Annotated in this window: 21 protein-coding genes; 5 read left to right on the top strand and 16 right to left on the bottom strand. The window is 68.7% G+C overall.

Going from position 1 to position 21,783, the window contains the following annotated elements:
- Positions 1 to 19: 19 nt before the first annotated feature.
- Positions 20 to 964 carry a helix-turn-helix transcriptional regulator gene (locus tag ACAM49_RS09140; protein WP_369635021.1) on the bottom strand — a complete coding sequence of 315 codons (945 nt, stop codon included), beginning with the start codon at positions 962 to 964 and terminating at the stop codon, positions 20 to 22.
- Positions 965 to 1,026: 62 nt separating this feature from the next.
- Between ACAM49_RS09140 and ACAM49_RS09135 the strand changes: the two genes are divergently transcribed.
- Positions 1,027 to 2,175, top strand: coding sequence for an epoxide hydrolase family protein (locus ACAM49_RS09135; protein ID WP_369635020.1), 1,149 nt, complete (start codon positions 1,027 to 1,029; stop codon positions 2,173 to 2,175).
- Between the two features lie 3 nt (positions 2,176 to 2,178).
- On the opposite strand, the gene ACAM49_RS09130 is transcribed toward ACAM49_RS09135, so the two are convergent.
- Positions 2,179 to 2,808, bottom strand: coding sequence for an alpha/beta hydrolase (locus ACAM49_RS09130; RefSeq protein WP_369635019.1), 630 nt, complete (start codon positions 2,806 to 2,808; stop codon positions 2,179 to 2,181).
- 22 nt (positions 2,809 to 2,830) lie between these two features.
- On the opposite strand from ACAM49_RS09130, the gene ACAM49_RS09125 reads away from it, so the two are divergent.
- Positions 2,831 to 3,103 carry a hypothetical protein gene (locus tag ACAM49_RS09125; RefSeq protein WP_369635018.1) on the top strand — a complete coding sequence of 91 codons (273 nt, stop codon included), beginning with the start codon at positions 2,831 to 2,833 and terminating at the stop codon, positions 3,101 to 3,103.
- Positions 3,104 to 3,187: 84 nt separating this feature from the next.
- On the opposite strand, the gene ACAM49_RS09120 is transcribed toward ACAM49_RS09125, so the two are convergent.
- From ACAM49_RS09120 to ACAM49_RS09100, 5 genes are all read right to left on the bottom strand, one after another.
- Positions 3,188 to 4,060 carry an LLM class flavin-dependent oxidoreductase gene (locus ACAM49_RS09120; RefSeq protein WP_369635017.1) on the bottom strand — a complete coding sequence of 291 codons (873 nt, stop codon included), beginning with the start codon at positions 4,058 to 4,060 and terminating at the stop codon, positions 3,188 to 3,190.
- Between the two features lie 99 nt (positions 4,061 to 4,159).
- The gene (locus ACAM49_RS09115) at positions 4,160 to 4,468 is read right to left on the bottom strand and encodes a pyrimidine/purine nucleoside phosphorylase (protein ID WP_369635016.1); all 309 of its coding nucleotides are present in this window, start codon (positions 4,466 to 4,468) and stop codon (positions 4,160 to 4,162) included.
- Between the two features lie 50 nt (positions 4,469 to 4,518).
- Positions 4,519 to 5,430, bottom strand: a complete 912-nt coding sequence (locus tag ACAM49_RS09110; protein ID WP_369635015.1) for a patatin-like phospholipase family protein — start codon at positions 5,428 to 5,430, stop codon at positions 4,519 to 4,521.
- A gap of 274 nt (positions 5,431 to 5,704) precedes the next feature.
- Positions 5,705 to 6,046 (bottom strand): hypothetical protein, encoded by a 342-nt coding sequence (locus tag ACAM49_RS09105; RefSeq protein WP_369635014.1) that lies wholly within the window; start codon positions 6,044 to 6,046, stop codon positions 5,705 to 5,707.
- A complete protein-coding gene (locus ACAM49_RS09100; RefSeq protein WP_369635013.1) occupies positions 6,043 to 6,219 on the bottom strand; it encodes a hypothetical protein in 177 nt (58 codons plus the stop codon). Before ACAM49_RS09100 ends, ACAM49_RS09105 begins: the two co-directional genes overlap by 4 nt.
- Before the next feature lie 184 nt (positions 6,220 to 6,403).
- Between ACAM49_RS09100 and ACAM49_RS09095 the strand changes: the two genes are divergently transcribed.
- On the top strand, positions 6,404 to 6,835 hold the full coding sequence (locus ACAM49_RS09095) for an SRPBCC family protein (RefSeq protein ID WP_369635012.1): 432 nt from the start codon (positions 6,404 to 6,406) through the stop codon (positions 6,833 to 6,835).
- Position 6,836: 1 nt separating this feature from the next.
- Here ACAM49_RS09095 and ACAM49_RS09090 read toward each other — a convergent pair whose 3' ends face one another.
- The 5 genes from ACAM49_RS09090 to ACAM49_RS09070 form a co-directional block, all read right to left on the bottom strand.
- A complete protein-coding gene (locus ACAM49_RS09090) occupies positions 6,837 to 9,212 on the bottom strand; it encodes a bifunctional (p)ppGpp synthetase/guanosine-3',5'-bis(diphosphate) 3'-pyrophosphohydrolase (RefSeq protein WP_369635011.1) in 2,376 nt (791 codons plus the stop codon).
- Positions 9,213 to 9,352: 140 nt separating this feature from the next.
- A complete protein-coding gene (locus ACAM49_RS09085) occupies positions 9,353 to 10,951 on the bottom strand; it encodes an ABC-F family ATP-binding cassette domain-containing protein (RefSeq protein ID WP_369635010.1) in 1,599 nt (532 codons plus the stop codon).
- Positions 10,952 to 11,111: 160 nt separating this feature from the next.
- The gene (locus ACAM49_RS09080; protein WP_369635009.1) at positions 11,112 to 12,317 is read right to left on the bottom strand and encodes an MFS transporter; all 1,206 of its coding nucleotides are present in this window, start codon (positions 12,315 to 12,317) and stop codon (positions 11,112 to 11,114) included.
- A 65-nt stretch (positions 12,318 to 12,382) separates the two neighbouring features.
- Positions 12,383 to 12,862, bottom strand: coding sequence for an Rrf2 family transcriptional regulator (locus ACAM49_RS09075; protein WP_369635008.1), 480 nt, complete (start codon positions 12,860 to 12,862; stop codon positions 12,383 to 12,385).
- Positions 12,863 to 12,943: 81 nt separating this feature from the next.
- Positions 12,944 to 14,923: a peptidoglycan DD-metalloendopeptidase family protein gene (locus ACAM49_RS09070; RefSeq protein WP_369635007.1), complete on the bottom strand. Its 1,980-nt coding sequence runs from the start codon at positions 14,921 to 14,923 to the stop codon at positions 12,944 to 12,946.
- 136 nt (positions 14,924 to 15,059) lie between these two features.
- On the opposite strand from ACAM49_RS09070, the gene ACAM49_RS09065 reads away from it, so the two are divergent.
- On the top strand, positions 15,060 to 15,347 hold the full coding sequence (locus ACAM49_RS09065; protein ID WP_051178753.1) for a hypothetical protein: 288 nt from the start codon (positions 15,060 to 15,062) through the stop codon (positions 15,345 to 15,347).
- Positions 15,348 to 15,367: 20 nt separating this feature from the next.
- Here the strand turns inward: ACAM49_RS09065 and ACAM49_RS09060 are convergent, their stop codons facing one another.
- Positions 15,368 to 16,558: a PucR family transcriptional regulator gene (locus tag ACAM49_RS09060; protein WP_369635006.1), complete on the bottom strand. Its 1,191-nt coding sequence runs from the start codon at positions 16,556 to 16,558 to the stop codon at positions 15,368 to 15,370.
- A 228-nt stretch (positions 16,559 to 16,786) separates the two neighbouring features.
- On the opposite strand from ACAM49_RS09060, the gene ACAM49_RS09055 reads away from it, so the two are divergent.
- Positions 16,787 to 18,160: a lipase family protein gene (locus ACAM49_RS09055; RefSeq protein WP_369635005.1), complete on the top strand. Its 1,374-nt coding sequence runs from the start codon at positions 16,787 to 16,789 to the stop codon at positions 18,158 to 18,160.
- 10 nt (positions 18,161 to 18,170) lie between these two features.
- Here the strand turns inward: ACAM49_RS09055 and ACAM49_RS09050 are convergent, their stop codons facing one another.
- From ACAM49_RS09050 to secF, 3 genes are all read right to left on the bottom strand, one after another.
- A complete protein-coding gene (locus ACAM49_RS09050; RefSeq protein WP_369635004.1) occupies positions 18,171 to 18,743 on the bottom strand; it encodes an adenine phosphoribosyltransferase in 573 nt (190 codons plus the stop codon).
- A gap of 38 nt (positions 18,744 to 18,781) precedes the next feature.
- The gene (locus tag ACAM49_RS09045; RefSeq protein ID WP_369635003.1) at positions 18,782 to 20,473 is read right to left on the bottom strand and encodes an ABC transporter substrate-binding protein; all 1,692 of its coding nucleotides are present in this window, start codon (positions 20,471 to 20,473) and stop codon (positions 18,782 to 18,784) included.
- A gap of 76 nt (positions 20,474 to 20,549) precedes the next feature.
- Positions 20,550 to 21,779: a protein translocase subunit SecF gene (gene secF, locus ACAM49_RS09040; protein ID WP_369635002.1), complete on the bottom strand. Its 1,230-nt coding sequence runs from the start codon at positions 21,777 to 21,779 to the stop codon at positions 20,550 to 20,552.
- Between the last annotated feature and the right edge of the window lie 4 nt (positions 21,780 to 21,783).

Genomic DNA, 21,783 nt, shown 5'->3' with positions numbered 1-21,783 from the left:
GCGGGCGGGTTCGCGGCGGTCAGCCCGCCGCGCGTCCCAGCTTCCCGGACAGATCACGAAGGCGGGCAACGAGTTCCGGGGGTTCGATGACGCGGAATTCGAAGCCGAAGCCCGCCATGTAGAAGGCGATGGCGTCGAGGGAGTCCGCGCCCGTGTGCAGGACACAGGTTTTCGCGTCCACGGCTTCGAGGACGCCGACGGTGGGCGCGATCCGTTCGGCCGCCTGTTCGGCCGGGACCAGCAGGGTGATGCGGGCGCGGTAGCGGTAGGGCGCGGAGGTTGTGCCGCGCGAAACCTGTTCTGCCGCATCGGGTGCCTCGCGGGGCGTGAAACGGGGGCCGGTCGGGATGCGCGGGGTGAGCCGGTCCACCCGGTAGGTGCGCCAATCCTCGCGGTCGACGTCCCATCCGGTCAGGTACCAGCGGCGGCCGGTGTGCACGAGGCGGTGGGGTTCGGTTGTGCGGCGCGAGGTTTCGCCGTCGTGGGTGCGGTAGTCGAAGCGCAGGCGGTGGTGGTCGCGGATGGCGGCGGCGATGGCTGTCAAGGTATCGGGATCCACGCGCGGACCACCGGCCGGGACCGCGACCGTCGCCTCCTGGAGGGCGGTCATGCGGTGCCGTAGCCGCGACGGCAGCACCTGCTCGAGTTTGGCCAGCGCCCGCAGCGAACTCTCCTCGATCCCGGCGATGGTGCCGCCCGCCGCGGTCCGCAATCCCATGGCCACGGCGATGGCCTCCTCGTCGTCGAGCAGCAGCGGCGGCAGTTTCGCGCCCGCGCCCAGCCGGTATCCGGCGGCCCCGGCGACGGCGTGCACGGGATAGCCGAGGGCGCGCAGCTTTTCGATATCGCGGCGCACGGTGCGCACATCCACCTCGAGCTGGGCGGCGAGGTCGGCGCCGGTCCAGTCGCGCGGGGTCTGCAGCAGTGACAGCAGGCGCAGCAGGCGGGCCGAGGTTTCCAACATTTCTCGATTGTCCCCGAAAGCTAGGGCGAAAGCTGTCCTAGGTTGCTTCTAGCGTGGTTCTCATGAGCGATGAGATCACTCCCTTCCGTATCGATATTTCGCAAGATCAGCTCGATGACCTGCGGTCGCGGCTCGCCGCCGCCCGCTTTCCCGCGCCGCTGCCGGGCGACGACTGGGACACCGGCGCACCGGTCGGCTGGCTGCGCGAGCTGGCCGAGTACTGGCGCACCGAGTACGACTGGCGGGCGGCCGAGGCCGAGTTGAATCGCTACCCGCAGTTCACGACCGAGATCGAGGGGCAGCGCATCCACTTCCTGCACATCCGTTCCGAGGAACCGGGCGCGGTGCCGCTGCTGCTCACCCACGGCTGGCCGGGGTCGGTGGTCGAATTCCTCGACATCATCGGCCCGTTGACCGACCCGCGCGCCCACGGCGGCGATCCGGCCGACGCCTTCCACCTGGTCATCCCGTCCCTACCCGGCTTCGGATTCTCCGGACCGGTCAGCGAGCCCGGGTGGAGCCGCGCCCGCATCGGGCGGGTGTGGGCCGAACTCATGCGACGCCTCGGGTACGAGCGCTACGGCGTGCAGGGCGGTGACATCGGCGGCGCGGTGAGTCCCGAGGTGGCGCGCCACGCACCGGATCGAGTGATCGGCGTGCACGTGAACGGCGGACCCAATCTCCCGCCGCCGTCGGCCGCCGACGACCTCGACGAACTCACCGAGCTCGAACGTGATCGGGTCCGGCGCATCCAGGCCTTCATGCGGGAAGAGTTCGGCTACATCTCCATTCAGTCGACCCGCCCGCAGGCGCTGGCCTACGGTCTGGTGGATTCGCCGGTGGGCCAGCTGGCCTGGATCATGGACAAGTTCCGCGAGTGGACCCACCCGCGCAATGTCGACCCCGACAAGATCATCGACCGCGATCGCCTGCTCACCAATGTGATGGTCTACTGGCTCACCGGTACGGCGGGCTCGGCGGCCTACGTCGGGTACGGGCATACGGGCGAATGGGGTTCCACCCCTGTGAATTCGGGCGTTCCGACCGGTGTCATCGCCTTCGCCCACGATGTCTGCATCCGCCGGTATTGCGAACCCTCCAACACCATCACCCGCTGGACCGATGTCGATCACGGCGGGCATTTCGCGGCCTTGGAGGAACCCGAAATGCTGGTCGCCGACGTGCGCGAGTTCTTCCGCGACCTGCGCTGAGTGTCACTCGAGAGGCACGGAAGACAGTGCGGCGCGGGCGAATTCGCCGATGCGCCGCACTGCCCGCCGCGCCCGCGGCAACAACGGTGCACTGACCTGGAAGACATGCGGCGCGTGGTCGTAGATCTCCAGCGTGCACGGCACCCCGGCCGCCGCCGCGCGGGCGGCCAATCGTTCCGCGTCGGGCAGGAACATCTCGGTCGATCCGACCTGGATCAGAATCGGTGGCAGACCGGTGAAGTCGTGCGCGGTGGACGACAGCATCGGATCCAGCACACCGTTCTCGGTGAAACCGTTGGGCACCACCACATCGGCGAGCACCGGCCGCAGGATCGGGTCGCGCCGCGCATTCGGGTGGGCGAGGCGGAACTCGTTGTCGAGATCCGCCCACGGCGACATGGCCGCCAGCCCACCCGGGCGCGGCAGCCCGCGGTCCCGGATCGCCAGCGCCGCAAGGAAAGTCAGCCCGCCACCCGCGGAATCCCCGCAGATCAGGATGCGCTGCGCGGGGATCCCCCGGTCCAGCAGATACCGGTAGGCCGTCACGGCATCGTCGATGGATCGGGTCAGATGCGCCTGCGGCAACTGCCGATACGCCACCGACAGCACGGACGCCCCGGCCGCCCGGCCCACGGCGATGGCCAGATGTCGATGGGTGTTGAGGCCGCAGAAGAAGTACGCGCCCGCCGTGCAGATACAGGATCGCCGAATCGGCTTCGGCGACAGCCCCTTCCGGCCGCAACCATTCCCCTGCGAACCCGCCCTCGAACGCGACCGGCTCGCGCCGCACGCCACGCGGTGGCGGCAGCATCGCCGCGAGCCTATCCACCCGGGCCGCGCCCTCGAACAGCCCCCGGGGCGAAATCCGCCCGCGCACGACCGCGTTCAGCAACGCTTCCACCGGCAGGCCGACGAGACCTCGCAGTAGATACGACAACGCCACCGCACCGCTCGATGCCCGTTCGATCACCCGCCGAGTGAAACACGTTCTAGAAACGGGCGGCAAGCCGGGTCAGGGCAACAGCGGCTTGACCTGCTCGGCGACGAAGCGCACGAACCCGGCCGGGTCCGGTTCATCGCCGGTCGGCTGGAGCACCACGCTGGTGGCGCCGGCCTCGGCCCACTGCATCACCTTGTCGGCGATGGCCCGCGCGTCACCGGCGACGCCGATATCGGGGATGTGGTCGCGCTCCTGCTCGCGCAGGTCGGCGAGCACCCGATCCGCGGCATCGGGGCCGGTGGCCGCGAGCAGGTAGACGACGATCGGGAAGGGCTGTGCCGCAACGGCTTCGGGGCGAGCGGCGTGCAGGATGTCGGCGGCGGTGCGGATCCCGGCGGCGGGTGTCGAATTGGTGAGGACCACGCCGTCGGCGCACTCCCCCACCAGTTGCAGGGTTTTCGGCCCGGTCGCGGCGGCGAGGATCGGCGGCGCGGCGGCCGGGGGCCAGTCCAGGGCGACGTCGTCGAGCTGAACGTAGCGGCCCTTCACCGTGATTCGCTGCCCGTTGAGCAGTCCGCGCAGCGCGTCGAGGTATTCGCGCAGCAGGGTCAGCGGCGAGGCGGCCCGCGCCCCCACCTGCCCCATCCAGTCCTGCACGCCGTGTCCCACGCCCCAGATCCCCCGGCCCGGGAACATCCGTTCCAGGCTCGAGATCTCCATGGCGGTGATCGCGACATTGCGCAGCGGCACCGGCAGCACGCCGACCCCGATGTGCACCCGCTCGCTCCAGGCCAGGGCCGCGGCGGCGGTGGACACGCCGCCCTCGAGGAAACAGTCCTCCCACAGCCACAATTCGTCGAGCCCCGACTCATCGGCCGCGCGCACCACATCGCGCAGCCGCTCCGGTGGATTCTGCGGCCGGAACACCGCACCCAGCGTCGTCATACCCCATGCCTACCACGCCGGGCCCGGAAACGGCTCTGCTGCCTCAAAACAGCTGCGGCCCGGCCTCATTGGTGAGGACCGGGCCGCAGCGGAGAAGACTCAGCCGAAGTGACAAACGTAGTGGACGGGCTCGACGACCTCGATCACGAAGCTCGAGTTGCCCGGCACGGAGAAGGACTCGCCGCCCTTGTAGGTGACGGCCTCGGACTCGCCGGCGAGGGTGACGTTGCAGACACCCTCGAGCAGCTCCATGATCTCCGGGGCGCCGGTGTTGAAGGTCAGGGTGGCGGGGAGGATGACACCGACGGACTTGCTGGTGCCATCGGCCAGCTCGATGTTGTGGCTCACGCACTTGCCATCGAAGTAGACATTGGCGCGCTTGGTGACGGTGACATTCTCGAACTTCATGCCGGGAATCGTACCCGCGACCTCCGGGCAACCCCGCGCGCGGTCGGGGGTCAGGCCGTCGCCGCCGGACCGGGCTGGGGCAGGGTGTCCAGGGCCGCGGCCGCCAACGCCCGGCCCTGTTCGATGAGCGGGGCGGCGCGGTGGAAATCCATGGTGCCGCAGATGTTCTGGGGCACCGAGATCACCAGGTCGGGCGGGTGGGCGGCCAGATGCTGGCGGGTGATGGCGGCCAGCATGAGGTCGATGGCCCGCTGCGCGACATCGGTGGCGCGCACGCTGGTCAGGGCGGGCGGCTGTTCCTCGATGTGCTCGGGTGCGCGGCCGAGCCGGTGCGCCGAGGCCCGCCACCACTGGGCGAACCAGTTGGCGCGGGGCTGCGCCCGGTCGTAGATCGGGTCCGGTGGGCCGGACAGGTCGACGCCGATGGTCATGTCCGCGGGCCCGAGCGCCATGGTCGCCACCACCGGCAGCGGATCGAGGACACCGCCGTCGACCAGCACATGACCGTCGACCAGCACCGGAGTGATAAAGCCCGGGATGGAGATCGAGGCCCGGATCGCGGCATCCAGCTCTCCGGTCTGGAACCAGGTCGAACGCCCGACCGTCATATCGGTGGCGACCGCGACATAAGGGATCGGCAGGTCCTCGATGCGCAGGTCGCCGAGAATCTCACGAATCCGGTCGAGGATCTTGCCCGCCCGGATCACCCCCGGCTCACTGAACGCCGGATCCAGCAGCCGCGCCACCTCGAGCTGGCCGAGTCCGGTTACCCACGAGGTGAATTCATCGAGCCGTCCGGCCGCGAACAGCCCGCCGACCAGCGCGCCCATCGACGACCCCGCTACCCCCACAACCTCGTACCCACGCTCCCGCAACTCGGCGATCACCCCGATGTGCGCGTACCCCCGCGCCCCGCCACTGCCGAGCGCGAGCTTTACTCGCCTGCCCGTCGACATACCCATCCGCCGACCCTACGGCCGCCAGCTAATAACAAGCAACATCCAGAGGCTATCGTTTCCCTCCATACCGCCGATACCGCGGAGTATTCACCCGGACAGTGAATTCGCCCTGCTGCGAACGGGGTTGTTTTTCCCAGAGCGAGTTCCGAGTTCCAGCCAGTGGGCCATGCCGCCGGTCGAATCTTCGTCACGGTGCTGACGACGGCGGTCAATTGTATTGCCGGACAGTCACGTCGAGCTGCAGGCAGTGTACCCACGCGACGAACCAAAGCGCGGGTCAGGCAGCCGGTGGCAGTCCGGCGATGGCGCGCTTGAGGTCGGCCAGCGAGATCTTGCGGTCATCTTCGGTCTCGGCCAAGCCCTCGTTGATCCAGCCGCGGATCAACGCCGATCGGTCCACGCCACGCGCCTCGCAGATCGCCTGAATGGCGTCGCGCTGACTGAGAGTGAGGCGAACAGTGGTCACCACCAACTGCTCTTCTACGGGCCCGGTGACGGGCGGCAACTCCGGGGTGGATTCATTGTCGTCGATGACCAGTTCTCCGGCCTCGAACGCGTCTGCCAGCGCCATGGCTTCCGACAGGGCTCGAGCGTCGTCGTGGTCGCTGCGTTCTGTCATCGCTGGCTCTCCCATTTCTCGAAATCAGCAATGTCCTGCGGGTTCATCGGTTTCGCACCGATGATCTGCCAGTCCAGTCCGCCCATCGCCCGCAACGCGACGATGATCGGCCTCCCGGCCTTGGTTCGTGCCCACACCTGCAAGACGCGTAATCCGTCCTTACTGGTGCTCATGCGTGGCCACAGCTGAGAATACAGCGGTAATACGGCCTGGTCGAGTTCCGTCGAAATTCGTGGGCGCGGCAAGCGGCTCGAAGGTACGCGGCATCGTCGAGTTCATCGACTTCGCCGTGTCCCGCCTCTTCGGCGGCGCGTTCCGCTGCTCCACCAGCCGCTGTTGCGCCATTAGAGTTCGGGGATGCCCGAAAAGATTCTCCGCAATAGCTTCACCGTCTCCGCTTCGGCGGCAGCGGTTTACGAGCACCTGGCCCGGCCCGAGCACTACATCGGCCTGTCGCCGCTGGTCGTGGCCGTCGAGGATGTCCGGGAGAACTCTTATGTGGCAGTCGAGCGGTTCCGCTTCTTGGGACTGAAGTGCGACAACCGAATTCGCGTCTCGCTGCTGGGCACCCCGGGCAAGGCGGTCTGGGGTGAGGTGAACAGTCCGGGCGGCGTCCACATGGCCTACCGCTTCGATCTCACCGAGGCACCCGAGGGCACCCGTATCGACGACGAACTGCGCCTGCGCACCCCGTTCGGCCTGATGGCATTTGCCTCGGGCCAGGCCCGCAAGGTGCAGTTGGCGCGCGCGACGATCCTGGCCGAGCGCCTCGGCCAGGATCCGCGCTGACTCAGGCCGCGGAGGTCACGCGGTAGACGTCGTAGACGCCTTCCACATTGCGGACCACATTGAGCAGATGCCCGAGGTGCTTCGGGTCGCCCATCTCGAAGGTGAACTTGGAGATGGCGACTCGATCACCGGAGGTGGTGACGGCCGCGGACAGGATGTTCACCTTCTCGTCGGCCAGCACCTTGGTGACGTCCGAGAGCAGGCGGGTCCGGTCGAGGGCCTCGATCTGGATGGCGACCAGGAACACCGACGACGGCGACGGCGCCCACTTGACCTCGATGATCCGTTCCGGCTCCGAGCGCAGCGAATCGGCGTTGGTGCAGTCGGTGCGGTGCACGCTGACCGCGCCGCCGCGGGTCACGAAGCCCATGATCTCGTCGCCGGGCACCGGGGTGCAGCACTTGGCCAGCTTCGACACCGTGCCGGGCGCGCCCGGAATCTCCACGCCCGCATCGCCGGTCGTGCGCTGACGCGACGGGACGGTGGAAGGCGTTGACCGCTCGGCCAATTCGTTCTCGACGTCGCTGACGCCGCCGAGCTGCGCCATGAGCCGCTGCACCACGTGATGCGCGGACACCTGGTTCTCACCGACCGCGGCATACAGCGCGGAGATGTCGGTGTAGTGCAGTTCGTGCGCGAGCGCGCTCATGGCGTCGACGCTCATCAGGCGCTGCAGCGGCAGGCCCGAGCGCCGGACCTCCTTGCTGATCGCGTCCTTACCGGCCTCGAGGGCCTCCTCGCGACGCTCCTTGGCGAACCACTGGCGAATCTTGGCCTTGGCGCGCGGCGAAACGACGAAGTTCGACCAGTCCCGCGAGGGTCCGGCGTTCTGCGCCTTGGAGGTGAAGATCTCGACGACCTCACCGTTCTCCAGCTGCCGTTCGAGTGCGACCAGTCGCCCGTTCACGCGCGCGCCGATGCAGCGGTGCCCGACCTCGGTGTGCACGGCGTAGGCGAAGTCCACCGGGGTGGATTTCTGCGGCAGCGTGATCACATCGCCCTTGGGCGTGAACACGAAGATTTCCGGCGACTTCAGGTCGAAGCGCAGCGACTCCAGGAATTCCGCCGGGTCGGCGGCCTCCCGCTGCCAGTCGAGGAGCTGACGCATCCACGCCATATCGTCGACTTCGGTGGAGTCGTTGGAGTGCTTGCCCTTGGTCTCCTTGTACCGCCAGTGCGCGGCGATGCCGAACTCGGCGGTCCGGTGCATGTCCTGGGTGCGGATCTGCACTTCCAGGGGCTTGCCGTCGGGTCCGACCACGGTGGTGTGCAAGGACTGGTAGACGCCGTAGCGCGGCTGGGCGATGTAGTCCTTGAACCGCCCGGCCATGGGCTGCCACAGCGAGTGCACGACACCGACCGCGGCGTAGCAGTCGCGCACCTCGTCGCAGAGGATGCGGATGCCGACCAGGTCGTGGATGTCGTCGAAGTCCTTACCCTTGACGATCATCTTCTGATAGATCGACCAGTAGTGCTTCGGGCGGCCTTCCACGACCGCGTTGATCCGGCTCGCGGCCAGGGTGTTCACGATCTCGGCGCGCACCTTCGCCAGGTAGGTGTCGCGCGAGGGCGCGCGGTCGGCGACCAACCGCACGATCTCGTCGTATTTCTTGGGGTGCAGGATCGCGAACGCGAGGTCCTCCAGTTCCCATTTGACGGTCGCCATGCCCAGCCGGTGGGCCAGCGGCGCGATCACCTCGAGGGTTTCGCGCGCCTTCTTGGCCTGCTTCTCCGGCGGCAGGAACCGCATGGTGCGCATGTTGTGCAGCCGGTCGGCCACCTTGATCACCAGCACGCGCGGGTCGCGGGCCATGGCGATGATCATCTTGCGGATGGTCTCGGCCTCGGCGGCCGCGCCCAGGTTGACCTTGTCCAGCTTGGTGACGCCGTCCACCAGGTGGGCGACCTCGGTGCCGAATTCGGCGGTCAGCTCGTCGAGCGAGTACCCGGTGTCCTCGACGGTGTCGTGCAGCAGCGCGGCCACCAGCGTGGTGGTGTCCATCCCGAGTTCGGCGAGGATGTTCGCGACGGCCAGCGGGTGGGTGATGTAGGGGTCGCCGGACTTGCGGAACTGGTGCTGGTGCTTCTCGTCGGCGACGTCGAAAGCCCGTTGCAGCAGAGCGAGATTCGCCTTCGGGTACAGCTCGCGGTGCACGGTGGCGAGCGGCTCTAGCACCGGCTTGACGGCGGCGATGCCGCGCTGGCCCGTCATGCGACGGGCCAGGCGCGCCCGCACGCGGCGGGAGGCGGAGGTGGGGACGGCGGTCGAATTACGAGCGGCGGCGGGCTGACCATTGGCCGATGGGGTGGCGGCTGCGTTCAATTCACGAGCGCCCTCGGGTTGCCCCGAGTTCGCCTGCTCCATTTGCTGTGTCATGCCACCTCCGCTCGCGGCCTCGATCGGAAAACCCTATCGGACCGTTCAACCACCCAGATCACCCACTTTAGTCCTGGAAACGGTTCCCGACCGGGACGGCCGAAGCCGCCGGTAGGAACAGTGAACTGTACCCGGTCAGCTCACTGTTCACCGGCAGACTCCACCAGCCCGTCGCCGGTCAGCTCCAGCCGCCGCGTGACCCCGATTTCGGTGAGGAAGCGCGGGTCGTGGCTGACCACGATCAGCGCCCCCTCGAAGCCGGCCAGTGCCTCGGTGAGATGGGCGAGGCTGGGCAGGTCGAGGTTGTTGGTCGGCTCGTCGAGCAGCAGCAGCTTCGGGGCGGGCTCGGCCAGCAGCAGCATGGCCAGCGCCGCCCGCAGCCGCTCACCGCCGGAGAGGGCTCCGGCCAGGACGTCGGCATCGGTGCCGCGGAAGAGGAAGCGGGCCAATTGCGCCCGAATCTTCTCCTGTGAGGCGTGGGGCGCGGTGGCGGCCACGTTCTCGAACACCGATTTCTGCTCGTCGAAGATGTCCAGGCGCTGCGGCAGCATGCGCCAGGGCACCTTCGGGTCGGCGTGCCGAATGCTGTGCAGCAGCGTGGTTTTGCCGATGCCGTTGCGTCCGGTGAGCGCGATGCGTTCGGGGCCGCTGACTTTCAGCGTCACCGTCGGCCCGCACGCCAGCCGCACCTCGGTCAGCTCGAGCACCTCCTGCCCGGGGTAGACCCGGGTATCGGGCAGGTCGACGCGGATTTCCCGGTCGTCGCGCAGCCGCTCCTGCATTTCGCTGAGATGATCCTTGGCCTCCTCGACCTTGCCGATGTGGTTGTTGCGCAGCTTGCCCGCCGACACCTGGGCCTGGCGCTTGCGCTCGGCCATGATGATCTTGGGTTCGCGCTTCTGGTCCCACATCTTCTGCCCGTACCGCTGGCGGCGGTCGAGCTTGATGCGCGCCTCGACGAGTTCCCGCGACTGCTTGCGCATATCGCTGCGGGCATCGCGGACCGCGGCACGGGCGGCCTCCTGCTCGGCCTCGATGATCCGCTCGTATTCGGCGAAATTGCCGCCGAACAAACGGATCTCGCCCTGCCGCAGCTCGGCGATGGTGTCGACGCGGTCCAGGAGTTCGCGGTCGTGGCTGACGGTCAGCACGGTGCCGGGGAACTGGCCGATGACCTCGTAGAGCCGCTCGCGCGCCACCTGATCGAGGTTGTTGGTCGGTTCGTCCAGCAGCAGCACGTCGGGTTCGCGCAGCAGCTCGGCCACCAGGCCCAGCAGCACCGTCTCGCCACCGGACAGGGTGTCCAGGCGGCGATCCAGCTGCGCGACATCCCCTGCGACGTAATGCAATCCGAGCCGCCCGAGCAGCGCCACCGCGCGCTCCTCGATATCCCAGGCATTGCCCACGACGTCGAAGTCGGCCTCGGTGCCGGATCCGGATTCGATGCGGTGCAACGCCTTTCGAATCCCGTCCAGCCCGAGCACCTCGTCGACCCGCTGCCCGGTGGCCAGCCCCAGGTCCTGCCGCAGGTAGCCCAGCTGCCCCGGCACGCTCACCGAACCGCGCTGTGCGCGCAATTCCCCGGTGACCAGCCGAAACAGCGTGGATTTCCCGGCACCGTTGCTCCCGACCAGGCCGATGTGCCCCGGACCGAGCTGTGCGTCGAGACCGTCGAACACCGGCGTGCCGTCAGGCCACGCAAAGGTGAGATCGGAAATAGAAATAACAGGCATTGACATGCGGAACTCCAGAGGATGAGCGAATGCGGCGCGCGATTGCGGGCCACTCGGCGATCACCTCAGAGCTTCAACGGCATGTCTCCGATCAGACGGGAATGGAACTCGAATACGGTAACTCGATCAACATGGCAGTGCAAGAACATATTTCGTGAGCCGGGTCTCAGCGGGCCTTCGGGGCGGTGAAGCGCAGGTATGCCAACGCCAGCACGGCCAGGATGGCGGCGAGACCGTACATGGCCGGAACGCCGTGCCCGATGGTGATGCCGCCGAGCAGGGTTCCCACGCCGATGCCGAAGTAGATGCAGGAGGCGTTGAGGGCGACGACCAGGCCCGATTCCTGGGGTGCGGCCGCAATGAGGCGGTGCTGCTGGGCGGGGGTCTGGCACCAGCTGGCCGCGCCCCAGGCCAAGGCCAGCAGGCCGACGAGCGCGGCGGCGCGCACCTGGGTCGCGGCCAGTGCGCCCATGAGGGCGAGAGAGGCGGCCATGAGGGCGTAGCCGATGGTGAGGACGCGGGTCGCGCCCCAGCGGTCGGTGATGTAGCCGGAGGACAGGTTTCCGGCCACCGCGCCCGCACCATAGAGCATGAGGACCCAGGCGGTGGACGAGGCGCCGATTCCCAAGGCGCCCAAGGCCGGAACGGCGTAGGCGTAGACGGTGTAGGCCGCGGCCATGCCGAGGAGGGTCAGCGGGAGGACGGCCGCGACCGAGCGGTTCCGGAGCACCGAAAGACGTTTTGCCAGTGGGACATACGGGTTGCCGGGGAGGGCGGGCACCCAGGCGGCGACACCGGCCGCGGCCACCAGGCAGACGAGCGCGACGCCGGTCAGGGCGACACGCCAGCCGAGCCAGTGGCCCAGGAGGTCACCGAGGGGCACGCCGAGCGCGGTCGCGATGGTCAAACCGCCGACGACCACCGACAGCGCGCGAGCCCGGGCCTCGGGGCGGACGAGCGCCGCGGTGACCGCGCCCGCGTTCGGGGTGAACGCGGCCGCGCCGATGGCCGCCACGATGCGGGTGGCCAGCAGCGTCCAGAAGGTCGGGGACAGTGCCGAGCCCAGATTGCCCAGCGCGAGCACCAGGAGCGCCGACACCAGCAGGGTTCGGCGCGGCAGCCGCGCGGTGAGCGTCGCCAGCACCGGGGATCCGAGCGCGTAGGACGCCGCGAACACCGTGACCGCCAGCCCCGCCGTCGCGGTCGAAACATCCAGGGACCCGGCCAGATCCGGCAGGAATCCGGCCAGGATGAACGAATCAGTGCCGACGGCGAAGGTGCCCAGCGCCAGAATCAGCGTGCGCCGCAGGCCATTCGACTCGGCCGGGGCCTCGGCCGCTGCCGAGCGGGTCATAACCGGGATATTTGTCATCCCGAATCTCCTTCCGAAAAACCCGGCCTGAGGCCGGGTCGATTTTCAGCGAACCGCGCTGTCGCTCAGCCGGTCGCGTGTTCGTAGAAGCTGCGCGTGTATTTCGACGCGTTGTCGTGGGCCCCGCCCATCAGGTCGGCGATGGTCTGGCTCGACAGTTCCCGTCGCCAGGCCAGTTCGGCCCGCCCCATGGCCTGCGCGATGCCGCACGGCTTGGCGAATTCCGACTTCGCGCGGGCGGCACCGGCTCCCCGGCGGCGAATCTCGGTGCACCGGAACGCATCCGTGCGCCCCTCGACGGCGGCCACGACATCCATGAGCGTGATGCGCTCGGGTGCGCGCGCGAGCCGGTAGCCCCCGCGCGCACCGGGGGTGGATTCGAGGATCCCCTCCCGGACCAGCGGCTGTAGCCGCTTCTTCAGGTATTCCGGCGGCAGCTCGAAGATCTCGGCGAGCCGGGCGGTGGCGATGGGCGCGTGGTCGTCGAGCCAGGCCAGGGCCACACAGCAGTGCAATCCCCACTCGACGCCTTCACCGATCACCATGAATAGGGACATTACCTGTCCCGGATACGGCTGCCAACCCCGATTCCGGCCGTCGATGCCGTTTCAGCCGTCGATGCCGTTTCAGCTGCCGATGCGGCGGGCCTTCATGCCGTTGGACAGTGGAACCTCTGCGACCTTGCCGCCGGATTCGGCGTGCAGCATGCGCCCGCTGCCGGTGTAGATGCCGACGTCGGAGGGTCCGCGCGGGCCGAACGACCCGAATACGAGATCGCCCGGCTCGGCCTTGAGCAGTTGGACTTCCACGCCCTGCTCCCACTGCTGCTCGGCGGTGCGCGGCAGGCTGATGGTGCTGCCGCTGGCGGCGAAGACCGCGGCCGCGGTGAAGCCCGCCTGGTCGAAGCCGCCGTCGCTGGGTCCGCCGGGCCCGCCGCCGCCGAAAACGTATGGCGTGCCGAGCCATTGCTGTCCGGCGGCCACGATCTGCGGTCCCAGGTCCGCGTTCTGGTCGGCCTGGAAGCGGCCCTCGCTGCCGAGGCTGCGGAAACCGGGTTCGGCCGCCAGGATGCGCGCGACGTACGGGCGGGTCTCGGTGTAGTGGCGCGAGATCTGGTTGGGCATGCCGCCGGAGGAGAGCACCGCGCCCTCACCGGCGTTGTAGGCGGCGATGGTGAGCGCGGTCAGGTCGCCGGAGACCTTGCCCTCGCTCATCCAGCCCTCGATGGTCTTGGCGATGGAACACATGTAGCGGCCTTGACCGATGATGGCGTCGGCGGGTTCCAGCGAGCTCGCCACCCCGTCCCCGTCGGCGTCGATGACGTACGGCTGTCCGTCGGGGGCCAGGGCTTTGGCGGTGCCGGGCATGAACTGGGCGATGCCCTGCGCTCCGTCCGGTGACACCGCGTCGGAACGGAATCCGGATTCGGCCTGGGCCTGGGCGGCCAGCAACGAGGCTTTGATCTCTGGGCACAGCGAGCCCGCGCGGCGGTACCAGATCTCGAGTTCGGGCGGCACCTTGCCGGAGGCGAGATTGCCGCCGGGGGTGCCGAATCCGTTCTCGCAGTAGGGCGTGCTGGGCGCGGGGATGCTGCCGCCGGCCAGCCACGGCATGGGGTCGACCTGATGCCCGCCGGTCAACCGTCCGCCCGGTACGAGTTCGAAATGCAGGTGGGCGCCGGAGGATTCGCCATTGCTGCCGACATCGGCGATGTGCTGGCCCATCTGCACGACATCGCCGGTGTGCACGAAGTAGCCGTTGTCGTACATGTGGCCGTACACCGTGGAGTACCGGCGGCCGCTCTCGTCGAGGGAGTCGATGACGACCCAGTCGCCGAAGCCCGACGCCGCGCCCGCCGCCACCACCAGCCCGTCGGCGGCCGCGTAGATGGGGGTGCCCGCGGCGGCCGCCATGTCCACGCCCAGGTGGGTGCCGCCGCGCGCGCCGAACACGTCGCTGACGGTGAACGAGCCTGCGGCCAGCGGGTATTGGTGCCGCCCGGCCCCGGTCAGGCTGCCCGCCTCGTTGACGGTGCCGGGCATGGCCGCCATGGAGGCGTTGGCGGGCGCGAGCTCGGTGGAGGTCGCGGCCGGCTCCTTGATGGTGACCTGCACCCGGTCGAGGTGGTTGCGGGCCATATCGCCGCGGTCCTCGAGGGGCTTCCACGCGGCGCCGCCCGCCGCGCCGGGAGTCCAGCTGCGCTGCTTCCAGATCAGGTAGTCGATGCGGAAGGCGCCGGCGTTCTCCTGGAGGAAGGAGACGATGGCGTCGCCCTTGCCGGAGTCGGTGCCGACCACGAATTCGACGGCGCGCCCGGCCTTCAGGTCCGGCGCGGAGGCGTCGTCGGTGACGCCGCGCATGTCCATCATCCCGAAGTGCGCCACGGTGCAGCGCAACACGCGCAGCGCGCCTTCCTGCAGCCCGGTCTCGGCGGGCGATCCGGTGGCGGGGCAGTTGGGTTCGGTGCGGGCCGAGGGGGCGGCGGCGACACTGGGCGCGCCGGGGCCGCAAGAGGTCTCGGTGGCGGGCAGGATGATGACCAGCACCAGCGCCATGAGGCCGATGATCAGGCCGATCGCCCCACCGACGATGTGTTTGGGCTTCACGCCCGAGCGCTCCCGGCCGCCGCGGTCATCACCCGGACATCATGCCATGGCCGACACGCGGTTTCACGGACCCCGTACACGCCGATTCGATCGGCTCCGCCGTTTCCGATCGGCACACAGCGGGCATCCCTCCCCTATGCCGTACGTTGCCCGCAACGAAGTCCACGCCGCTCGCATCATCAGCGGCGTCGGCGCGCTGTTCGCCCTCATCGAGGGTCTTTACATCCTGATGCTGATCCTCAACGCGGATCAGTCGAACAAGTTCTTCATCTTCATCAAAGGACTGGCGGAACCACTGGCACTGTTTTTCCCCGGGCTCTTCCACACAAACAGCCCGAACTTCGACATCATCCTGAATTACGGTCTGGCCGCGATCTTCTGGCTGGTCGTGACCGGCTTCGTGGCCCGGGTCGTTGCCCGTTAGCACCCGGCGGCCCCTGCTCGTCAGAGCTCGGCGGCGGCCAGATCGAACGCGGTGAGAGCCGCGGCGAAGAGAGGCGTGTGTTCGGAGCGGCCCGGATCGTAGCCGGTGAGGGCGGCGATGCGATTCAGGCGATAGTTCAGCGTATTGCGATGCACCACCAGGGACTCCGCGGCCGCGACCCGATTGTGGTCGTGGGCCAGATAGGCGCGCAGGGCCTCCATCAGATGCTGGTGGTCGGTCAGCGGTGCGAGCAGGCCCAGCAGCCAGGTGCGGGCGGGGCCGGGGCGGGCGAACTGGTATTGCAGGGCGAGATCGGCCATGCGGTAGACGCCGGTGGGGCGGCCCAATCCCAGCGCGAGTCGCGCGATCTCGCCCGCTTCCTCGGCACTCGATGGAATCTCGGAAATCACTGCCGCGGTTGCGGTTCCGGCGATCACCCGGACACCTGCCGCCGACGCGATCCGCGCCACCGCGGCGTCGAGGCGGGCGACCGGTTCGCTCACCGGCAGCAGCACCCAGCCCCCGGCCCGGTCCAGGACGGTCAGCGCGTGCGGTGAGAGCGCGTCGATCTCCCCGTGGATCACCCGCATGGCCGGGCGCACCCCGTCCACGGTGGCGGCCGCGTCGGCCGTGCGCAGCGCCACCACGTGGTAGCCGCCGAGCACGATGCCGAACCGCTCGGCCAGCAGTTCGGCGGGCTTGCCCTGCAAGAGGGCTTGCGCCAGCGCCCGTTTGGCCTCGCGCTGCTCCCAGCGCAGATCCTGCCGCTCGTTGAGATACGACCCGGCCACCCCGGGAATCACGATGCCCAGATAGCGCAGCAGCTGCGGCACGGCGCGCAGCAGCTCCTCGCGCTCCTCGCCCGTATTCGCCTGCGCCGCCAGGAAATTCCAGGCCGCCAGCGCACCCTGGTGATACACCGAGAGCACCGCGTCGAGGGGAATCCCCTCGCGCGCACGCCGCACGGCGACATCGATCATCCCGTCCAGATCCGCCGCCTGCGGTTCGCGCCCCTCCCCCAGCAGCCGCACGAACAGCCGCAGATTGTCCTCGGCCCGGTGGACCAGGTCCCGTTCGATCATCTCGCGCGGCAGCCGCTCGTAGTCCGGGACGCTGCGCACCACCGCGGCCACCATCTCCCGGGCCGCCTCGGGCAGATGAGCCGCCAGGAATTCTGTGACGGGTATCGGATCGTCGGCTGCGGTACTCACAGCCACATTGTGACCGCGACCGAATCCCTTCGCACGGCAAATGATTCCAACAGGGCTGATAGCCGCGATCGCATCGCGGAATCCTGTCATTCGAACAAATCCGGCCGACGAACCCTGACTGCGCGCACACAGACCACGGCCATCCTCGTCTGAGACGGTTTAGCCCACAATGTCGTGGCGCGGGAGAGGGATCCGATGACCGGTCAGGGATGGGTACGGTGTAAGCCGATGGTCGTGGCGGGCGTGGCCGCAGCGCTGCTGATTTCGGCGGCGCAGGCGACGGCGCTCGCGGAACCGGCCCGCGATGTCGCGGTGGAGCCGCCGCCTGCCGTGACCCTGCCGCCGGAGTTCGACGACTTCTATCAGCCCCCGGCCGGGCAGGTGGCGGCCGCGCAACCGGGTGAGATCCTGCGGGCGCGGCGGATCAATCCGGCGTACTTCGGGTTGGTGCAGTTGAACATCGACGCCTGGCAGCTGTCGTATCGCACCACCAACAGCTTCGGCGAGGCGATTTCGACGGTCACCACGGTGCTGGTGCCGCGCGGTCCCGCGCCCGAGGGCGGACGGAAGCTGCTGTCGTATCAGATCGCCGAGGACAGCGCCGCCCAGTACTGCGCGCCGTCGTATGTGATCCAATCCGGTTCGCTCCCATTGGATTACGTGAATGCCGCCGAGACGATGATCCCCATCGCGGCAGGCGTCGGCCAGGGCTGGACGGTGGTGCTGCCCGACTACGAGGGGCCGCATTCCTCCTACGGCACGTCCAAGCTCAATGCCCAGGCCACCCTGGACGGCATTCGCGCCGCCGAGAGCTTCTCCCCCGCACAGCTTTCCGGCGCGGGCACCCCGACCGCGCTGTGGGGATACTCCGGCGGTACGGTGCCGTCGTCGTTCGCGGCGGAGATCGCGAAAGACTATGCGCCCGAACTGAATATCGTCGGTGTGGCGGCGGGCGGGATCGCGGCCGCGGACTATCCGACGGCGTTGCGGCACAACAACCGCGGCCTGTACACCGGCCTGATCATGGGCGTCTTCGCCGGAATCGCCGGTGAGTATCCGGAGGTCCGCGACATGCTGCGCGACGGCGTGGTGGATCCGGTGAGCAAGCTGCTGCTCGCGTCGAAACAACTGCTGTGCCATCCGATGGGTACCGCGCTCGTCCCGTTCTACGACTACCTGGGCGCCTTCGGATTCCAGGGCGATCCGCTGCAGCACCCCGCGGTGCAGCGCTTCCTGGCCGAGAACTCGCTGGGCCAGCACACACCGTCGATGCCGGTGTACATCTATCACGCCCAGTACGACGAGATCCTGCCCAACGCGGGCGTCGACCGCCTGGTGGACAAGTACTGCGCCGAGGGCGCGCCCAGCGTCGTCTACGAGCGGGAACTACTGGCCGAGCACATCTCCGGGGTCGCCGGACAGCTGCCCGGCGCGTTCCACTGGCTGCGCGATCGTCTCGATGGCGTGGCTGCCCCCGAGGGCTGCACGATCAGCGATCCGACCTTCGTGATGGCCGAACCGCGTTTCTGGCAGACCCTCGGGGAGGTCCTGCCCACCGCCGTGCAGGCCCTGATCGGTCAGGCCATCGGCGCGGGCAGATAGCTCGCGGAGTCTAGAGCTTGACGATGGAGGTCACCGGGTAATCGCCCTGGCGCTCACGGCCGTTGAGGAAGCCGAGCTCGAGCACCACCGCGGCCGCGGCGACCTCGGCTCCGGCGGCGGTGAAGAGCTCGGCCGCCGCGGCCAGGGTGCCGCCGGTGGCGAGCACGTCGTCGAGCAGCAGCACCTTGCGGCCGCGTAGGTCGATGCCGTCGGCCGGGATCTCCAGTGCGGCCGAACCGTATTCGAGGGTGTACTCGCGGCTGATGACCGGCGGCGGCAGCTTGCCCGCCTTGCGGACGGCGATCACGCCGGTGCCGAGCACCGCCGCGACGCCCGCGCCGAGCAGGAAGCCGCGGGCGTCGACGCCGGCCACCAGGTCGGCGTCGGGGGCGCAGGCGGCAAAGCAGTCCAGCACCGAGCGGAAGCCCTCGGAGTCGGCGAACACCGGGGTGAGATCGGCGAAACGCACACCGGGCGTGGGGAAGTCATCGTGCCAGCGGGTCAGCCGCTGCACCGCTTCACCGGCCTTGGCCGCTCGTTCTCCCGCCACTTCCGCCGTCTCCAACATCTCGTGCTTGCTCATCTACACCCACTCCTCATCCACCACGCCCGTGCGGGCGTTCACCGTTTCAGCACCCAGCGATCCATGTTCCAGCCCGCGCCCGCCCGGGTGGGGCTGGCGATTCCGTTCTCCATGCCGTCCCCGAACGCGACGGTGCGGGGTCCGGCGAACAGCGGAATCGAGGGCATCTCGCTCCAGAGCAGGTTCTCCTGCTCGGTCAGCAGGTTCAGCACGACGCCCGAGTTGTCCTCGGCGGCAAGCTGATCCGCGATGGCATCGTAGCGGCCGTTGCCGAAGCGGCCGAAATTCAGGCCCGCACCGGTGCGCAGCGCGGCGATGGCATCGGTCGCGGCCAGGGTGCCGGAGGGTCCCGGCATGCCCGCGGTGCCGCCCAGGATGGCGTCCACCTTGCCCTCGGTGAGCTGCGCGGCGGTGAAATCCGGTGCGCCCGCGTCGATCACGGTGATGCCCGCGGGTTTGCAGGCGGCGGCGATGGCGGCGACCATGGCCGCGCGCCGCTCGTCGGGCTTCACGTAGCCGATGCGCACTGTCTGGTTGGCCAGCGGGCCCGCGGCGGCCGGCGACGCGTCGCCACCGCCCTTGTACTTGTCGCCCGCACCCGCGATGGACGGGTAGTAGATCGAATCCTGTTGCACGGTCCGCGAATTCAGCAGTCCCGCGCCGAGCCCGAGCTTGACGTCGTAGTCCGGATGCCCGAACTTGTCGAACAGCGCCTGGCGCGGCACGCACGACGCGAACGCCCGGCGCGCACCGGCCGAATCGAAGACGCCGCCGGTGGCCAGCACCAGCTGCTCGACCCCGCGGCCGGGCAGGTTCTGCTTGTGGAATCCGCCCAGGCTGACATCGCCGAGCGAGCCCGCGCCCACGTCGAGCACGCCGACGGACTTGTCGGCCACCTTCGACTTCAGATCGGAATGCCGGTCCCACACCACGATCCGCGGCGTGCGGGGCTGATTGCCCCACCACTTCTCGTTCTTCACCAGCACCAGACCGTCCTTGTCGCCGAAGGAGTCGATCCGGTACGGGCCCGAGGAGGGCAGCACCGTCAGGTCCAGCTTGCCGGGGGTGAGCTTCCAGCCGTTGTTCCAGAAGTCGGCCATGCGCTCGAGCGTGGGCTGATCACCGGTCTGCACCGGGGTCACCACGTTCGGGATCTTCACCTGGGTGGCGATCACGTGCGCGGGCATCATCTCGGCGGCGTTGAACAGCGCCTTCCACGCCGAATAGTGCTTGCCGGGCCGGAACACCACGGTGGCGTCCTTGGATCCGGGCTGGCAGTCGACCCGCTCGATATCGCGGTAGCCGTCGGTGCCCGCGGCGTCGAACATCGGAATCGGCCCGCCCGGACCGGCTTTGGTGAACCGGCCGCTGCGCGCCGCCCAGGTCAGCACCAGATCGTCACAGGAAGTGGCGATCCCGTCGGAGTAGGTGCCCTCCGGATTGAGCCGGTACTGGATGGTCTGCGTCTCGCCCGGCACCTCTTTCGCGGTGCCGGTGTCGGTATCGGCCACCGGCTGCCCGTCCGGGCCGGTGTAGAAGAACCCGGTCAGCACCCGCGAGAACACCGCGGCCGCACCGCTGTTCGCGCCGAGGGTGCTGGAGCCGTTGTAGCTGGCGATGACCGCGTCCACGCCGTACCCGATGGAGGGCACCTGGTTCTTGGAGGAACATCCGGCCAGCGCGCCGGCGGCGAGGGCTCCCGCCACCAGCGCGACCGCGGTCCGGCGCACCGCCGTCGACTTGGATACCGGGGTTGAAATGGATACAGCCCTATGGTCGTGCTTCACCGTCGCGATCCCCCCGCTGTCAGTGCCGTCGCTTCTGTCGTTTCCCACTCGGCCGGGCACCGGGACGCGGCGCCCCGGTGGCTTGGCTGCGCGGACCGTGGTCGCGCGCAACGCCATTGGTCACCAGATCGGAACCGCGGGTTGCGGCCCCGGCGCGCGACGCGGCGGCCGAGCCGACCCGCGCCCTGCCCGCACCCGAACGCTTGGCCAGCACCTTCTTGGTGTGCGCGGCCACCGGACCGAAGCGTTCCTTGATCGACACCAGCAGCGGGGTGGCGAAGAAGATGGACGAGTAGGTGCCCACGATCAGACCCACCAGCTGCACCAGCGCCAGGTCCTTGAGCGTGCCGACGCCCAGCATCCACACCGCGATCACCAGCAGGCCCAGCACCGGCAGGATGCCGATGAGGCTGGTGTTGATCGAGCGCATGATGGTCTGGTTCAGCGCCAGGTTGGCCTGCTCGGCGTAGGTGCGCCGGGTGACGTGCAGGATGCCCTTGGTGTTCTCCTCCACCTTGTCGAACACGATGACCGAGTCGTAGAGCGAGAAGCCCAGAATCGTCAGCATGCCGATCACGGTCGCGGGCGTCACCTCGAAACCGATGAGCGAGTACACGCCCGCGGTGACACTGAGGTCGAATCCCAAGGCGGCCAATGCCGCCAGCGCCATATCGCGCTCGTAGCGGATGGTGATGTAGAGCGTCACCGCCAACAGGAACGCCGCCAGCGCCCACAGCGCCTTCTTGGTGATCTCGCCGCCCCAGGTCTCACTCACATCGGAGAAGCTGATGGCCGCGGGATCGGCCTTGCCGTCCTTGTCCTTCGGATGGAAGGCCTCGAACAGCGCGCCCTGCAGCTTGGACACCTGATCGGTATTCAGCGCGTCGGAGCGGATCAGGATGGTGGCATTGCCGCCCACACCCACGGTCTGCACCGACACCGGGTCGTGGCCCAGCGCCGAGCGGTAGACCTCCTCGGTCTTCGAGGTGCTCACGCCCTCGGCGGGGAACTGCACCCGCGAGCCGCCCTCGAAGTCGATGCCGAAGGTGAAGCCGCGCACGATCATCGAGACGATCGCGATGGCCACGATGGCGCCGGTGATGGCGTACCAGCGCTTGCGGTGCCCGATCACATCGAGCGCGCCGGTACCGGTGTAGAGCCGGTAGAAGAAGCTGTGCTGCGGCAGCCGCTGCTGCTCCTGCTCGGGCGAGAAGTCTTCCGGCGCAGCGTCGTCGATTCGGTTCGTCATCTCG

Origin of the sequence: Nocardia sp. JMUB6875, from assembly GCF_041154655.1 — a bacterium.
GTDB lineage: Bacteria > Actinomycetota > Actinomycetes > Mycobacteriales > Mycobacteriaceae > Nocardia.
Note: the sequence above shows the minus strand (reverse complement) of the source record. Positions and strands in the feature narration are given on the sequence as shown.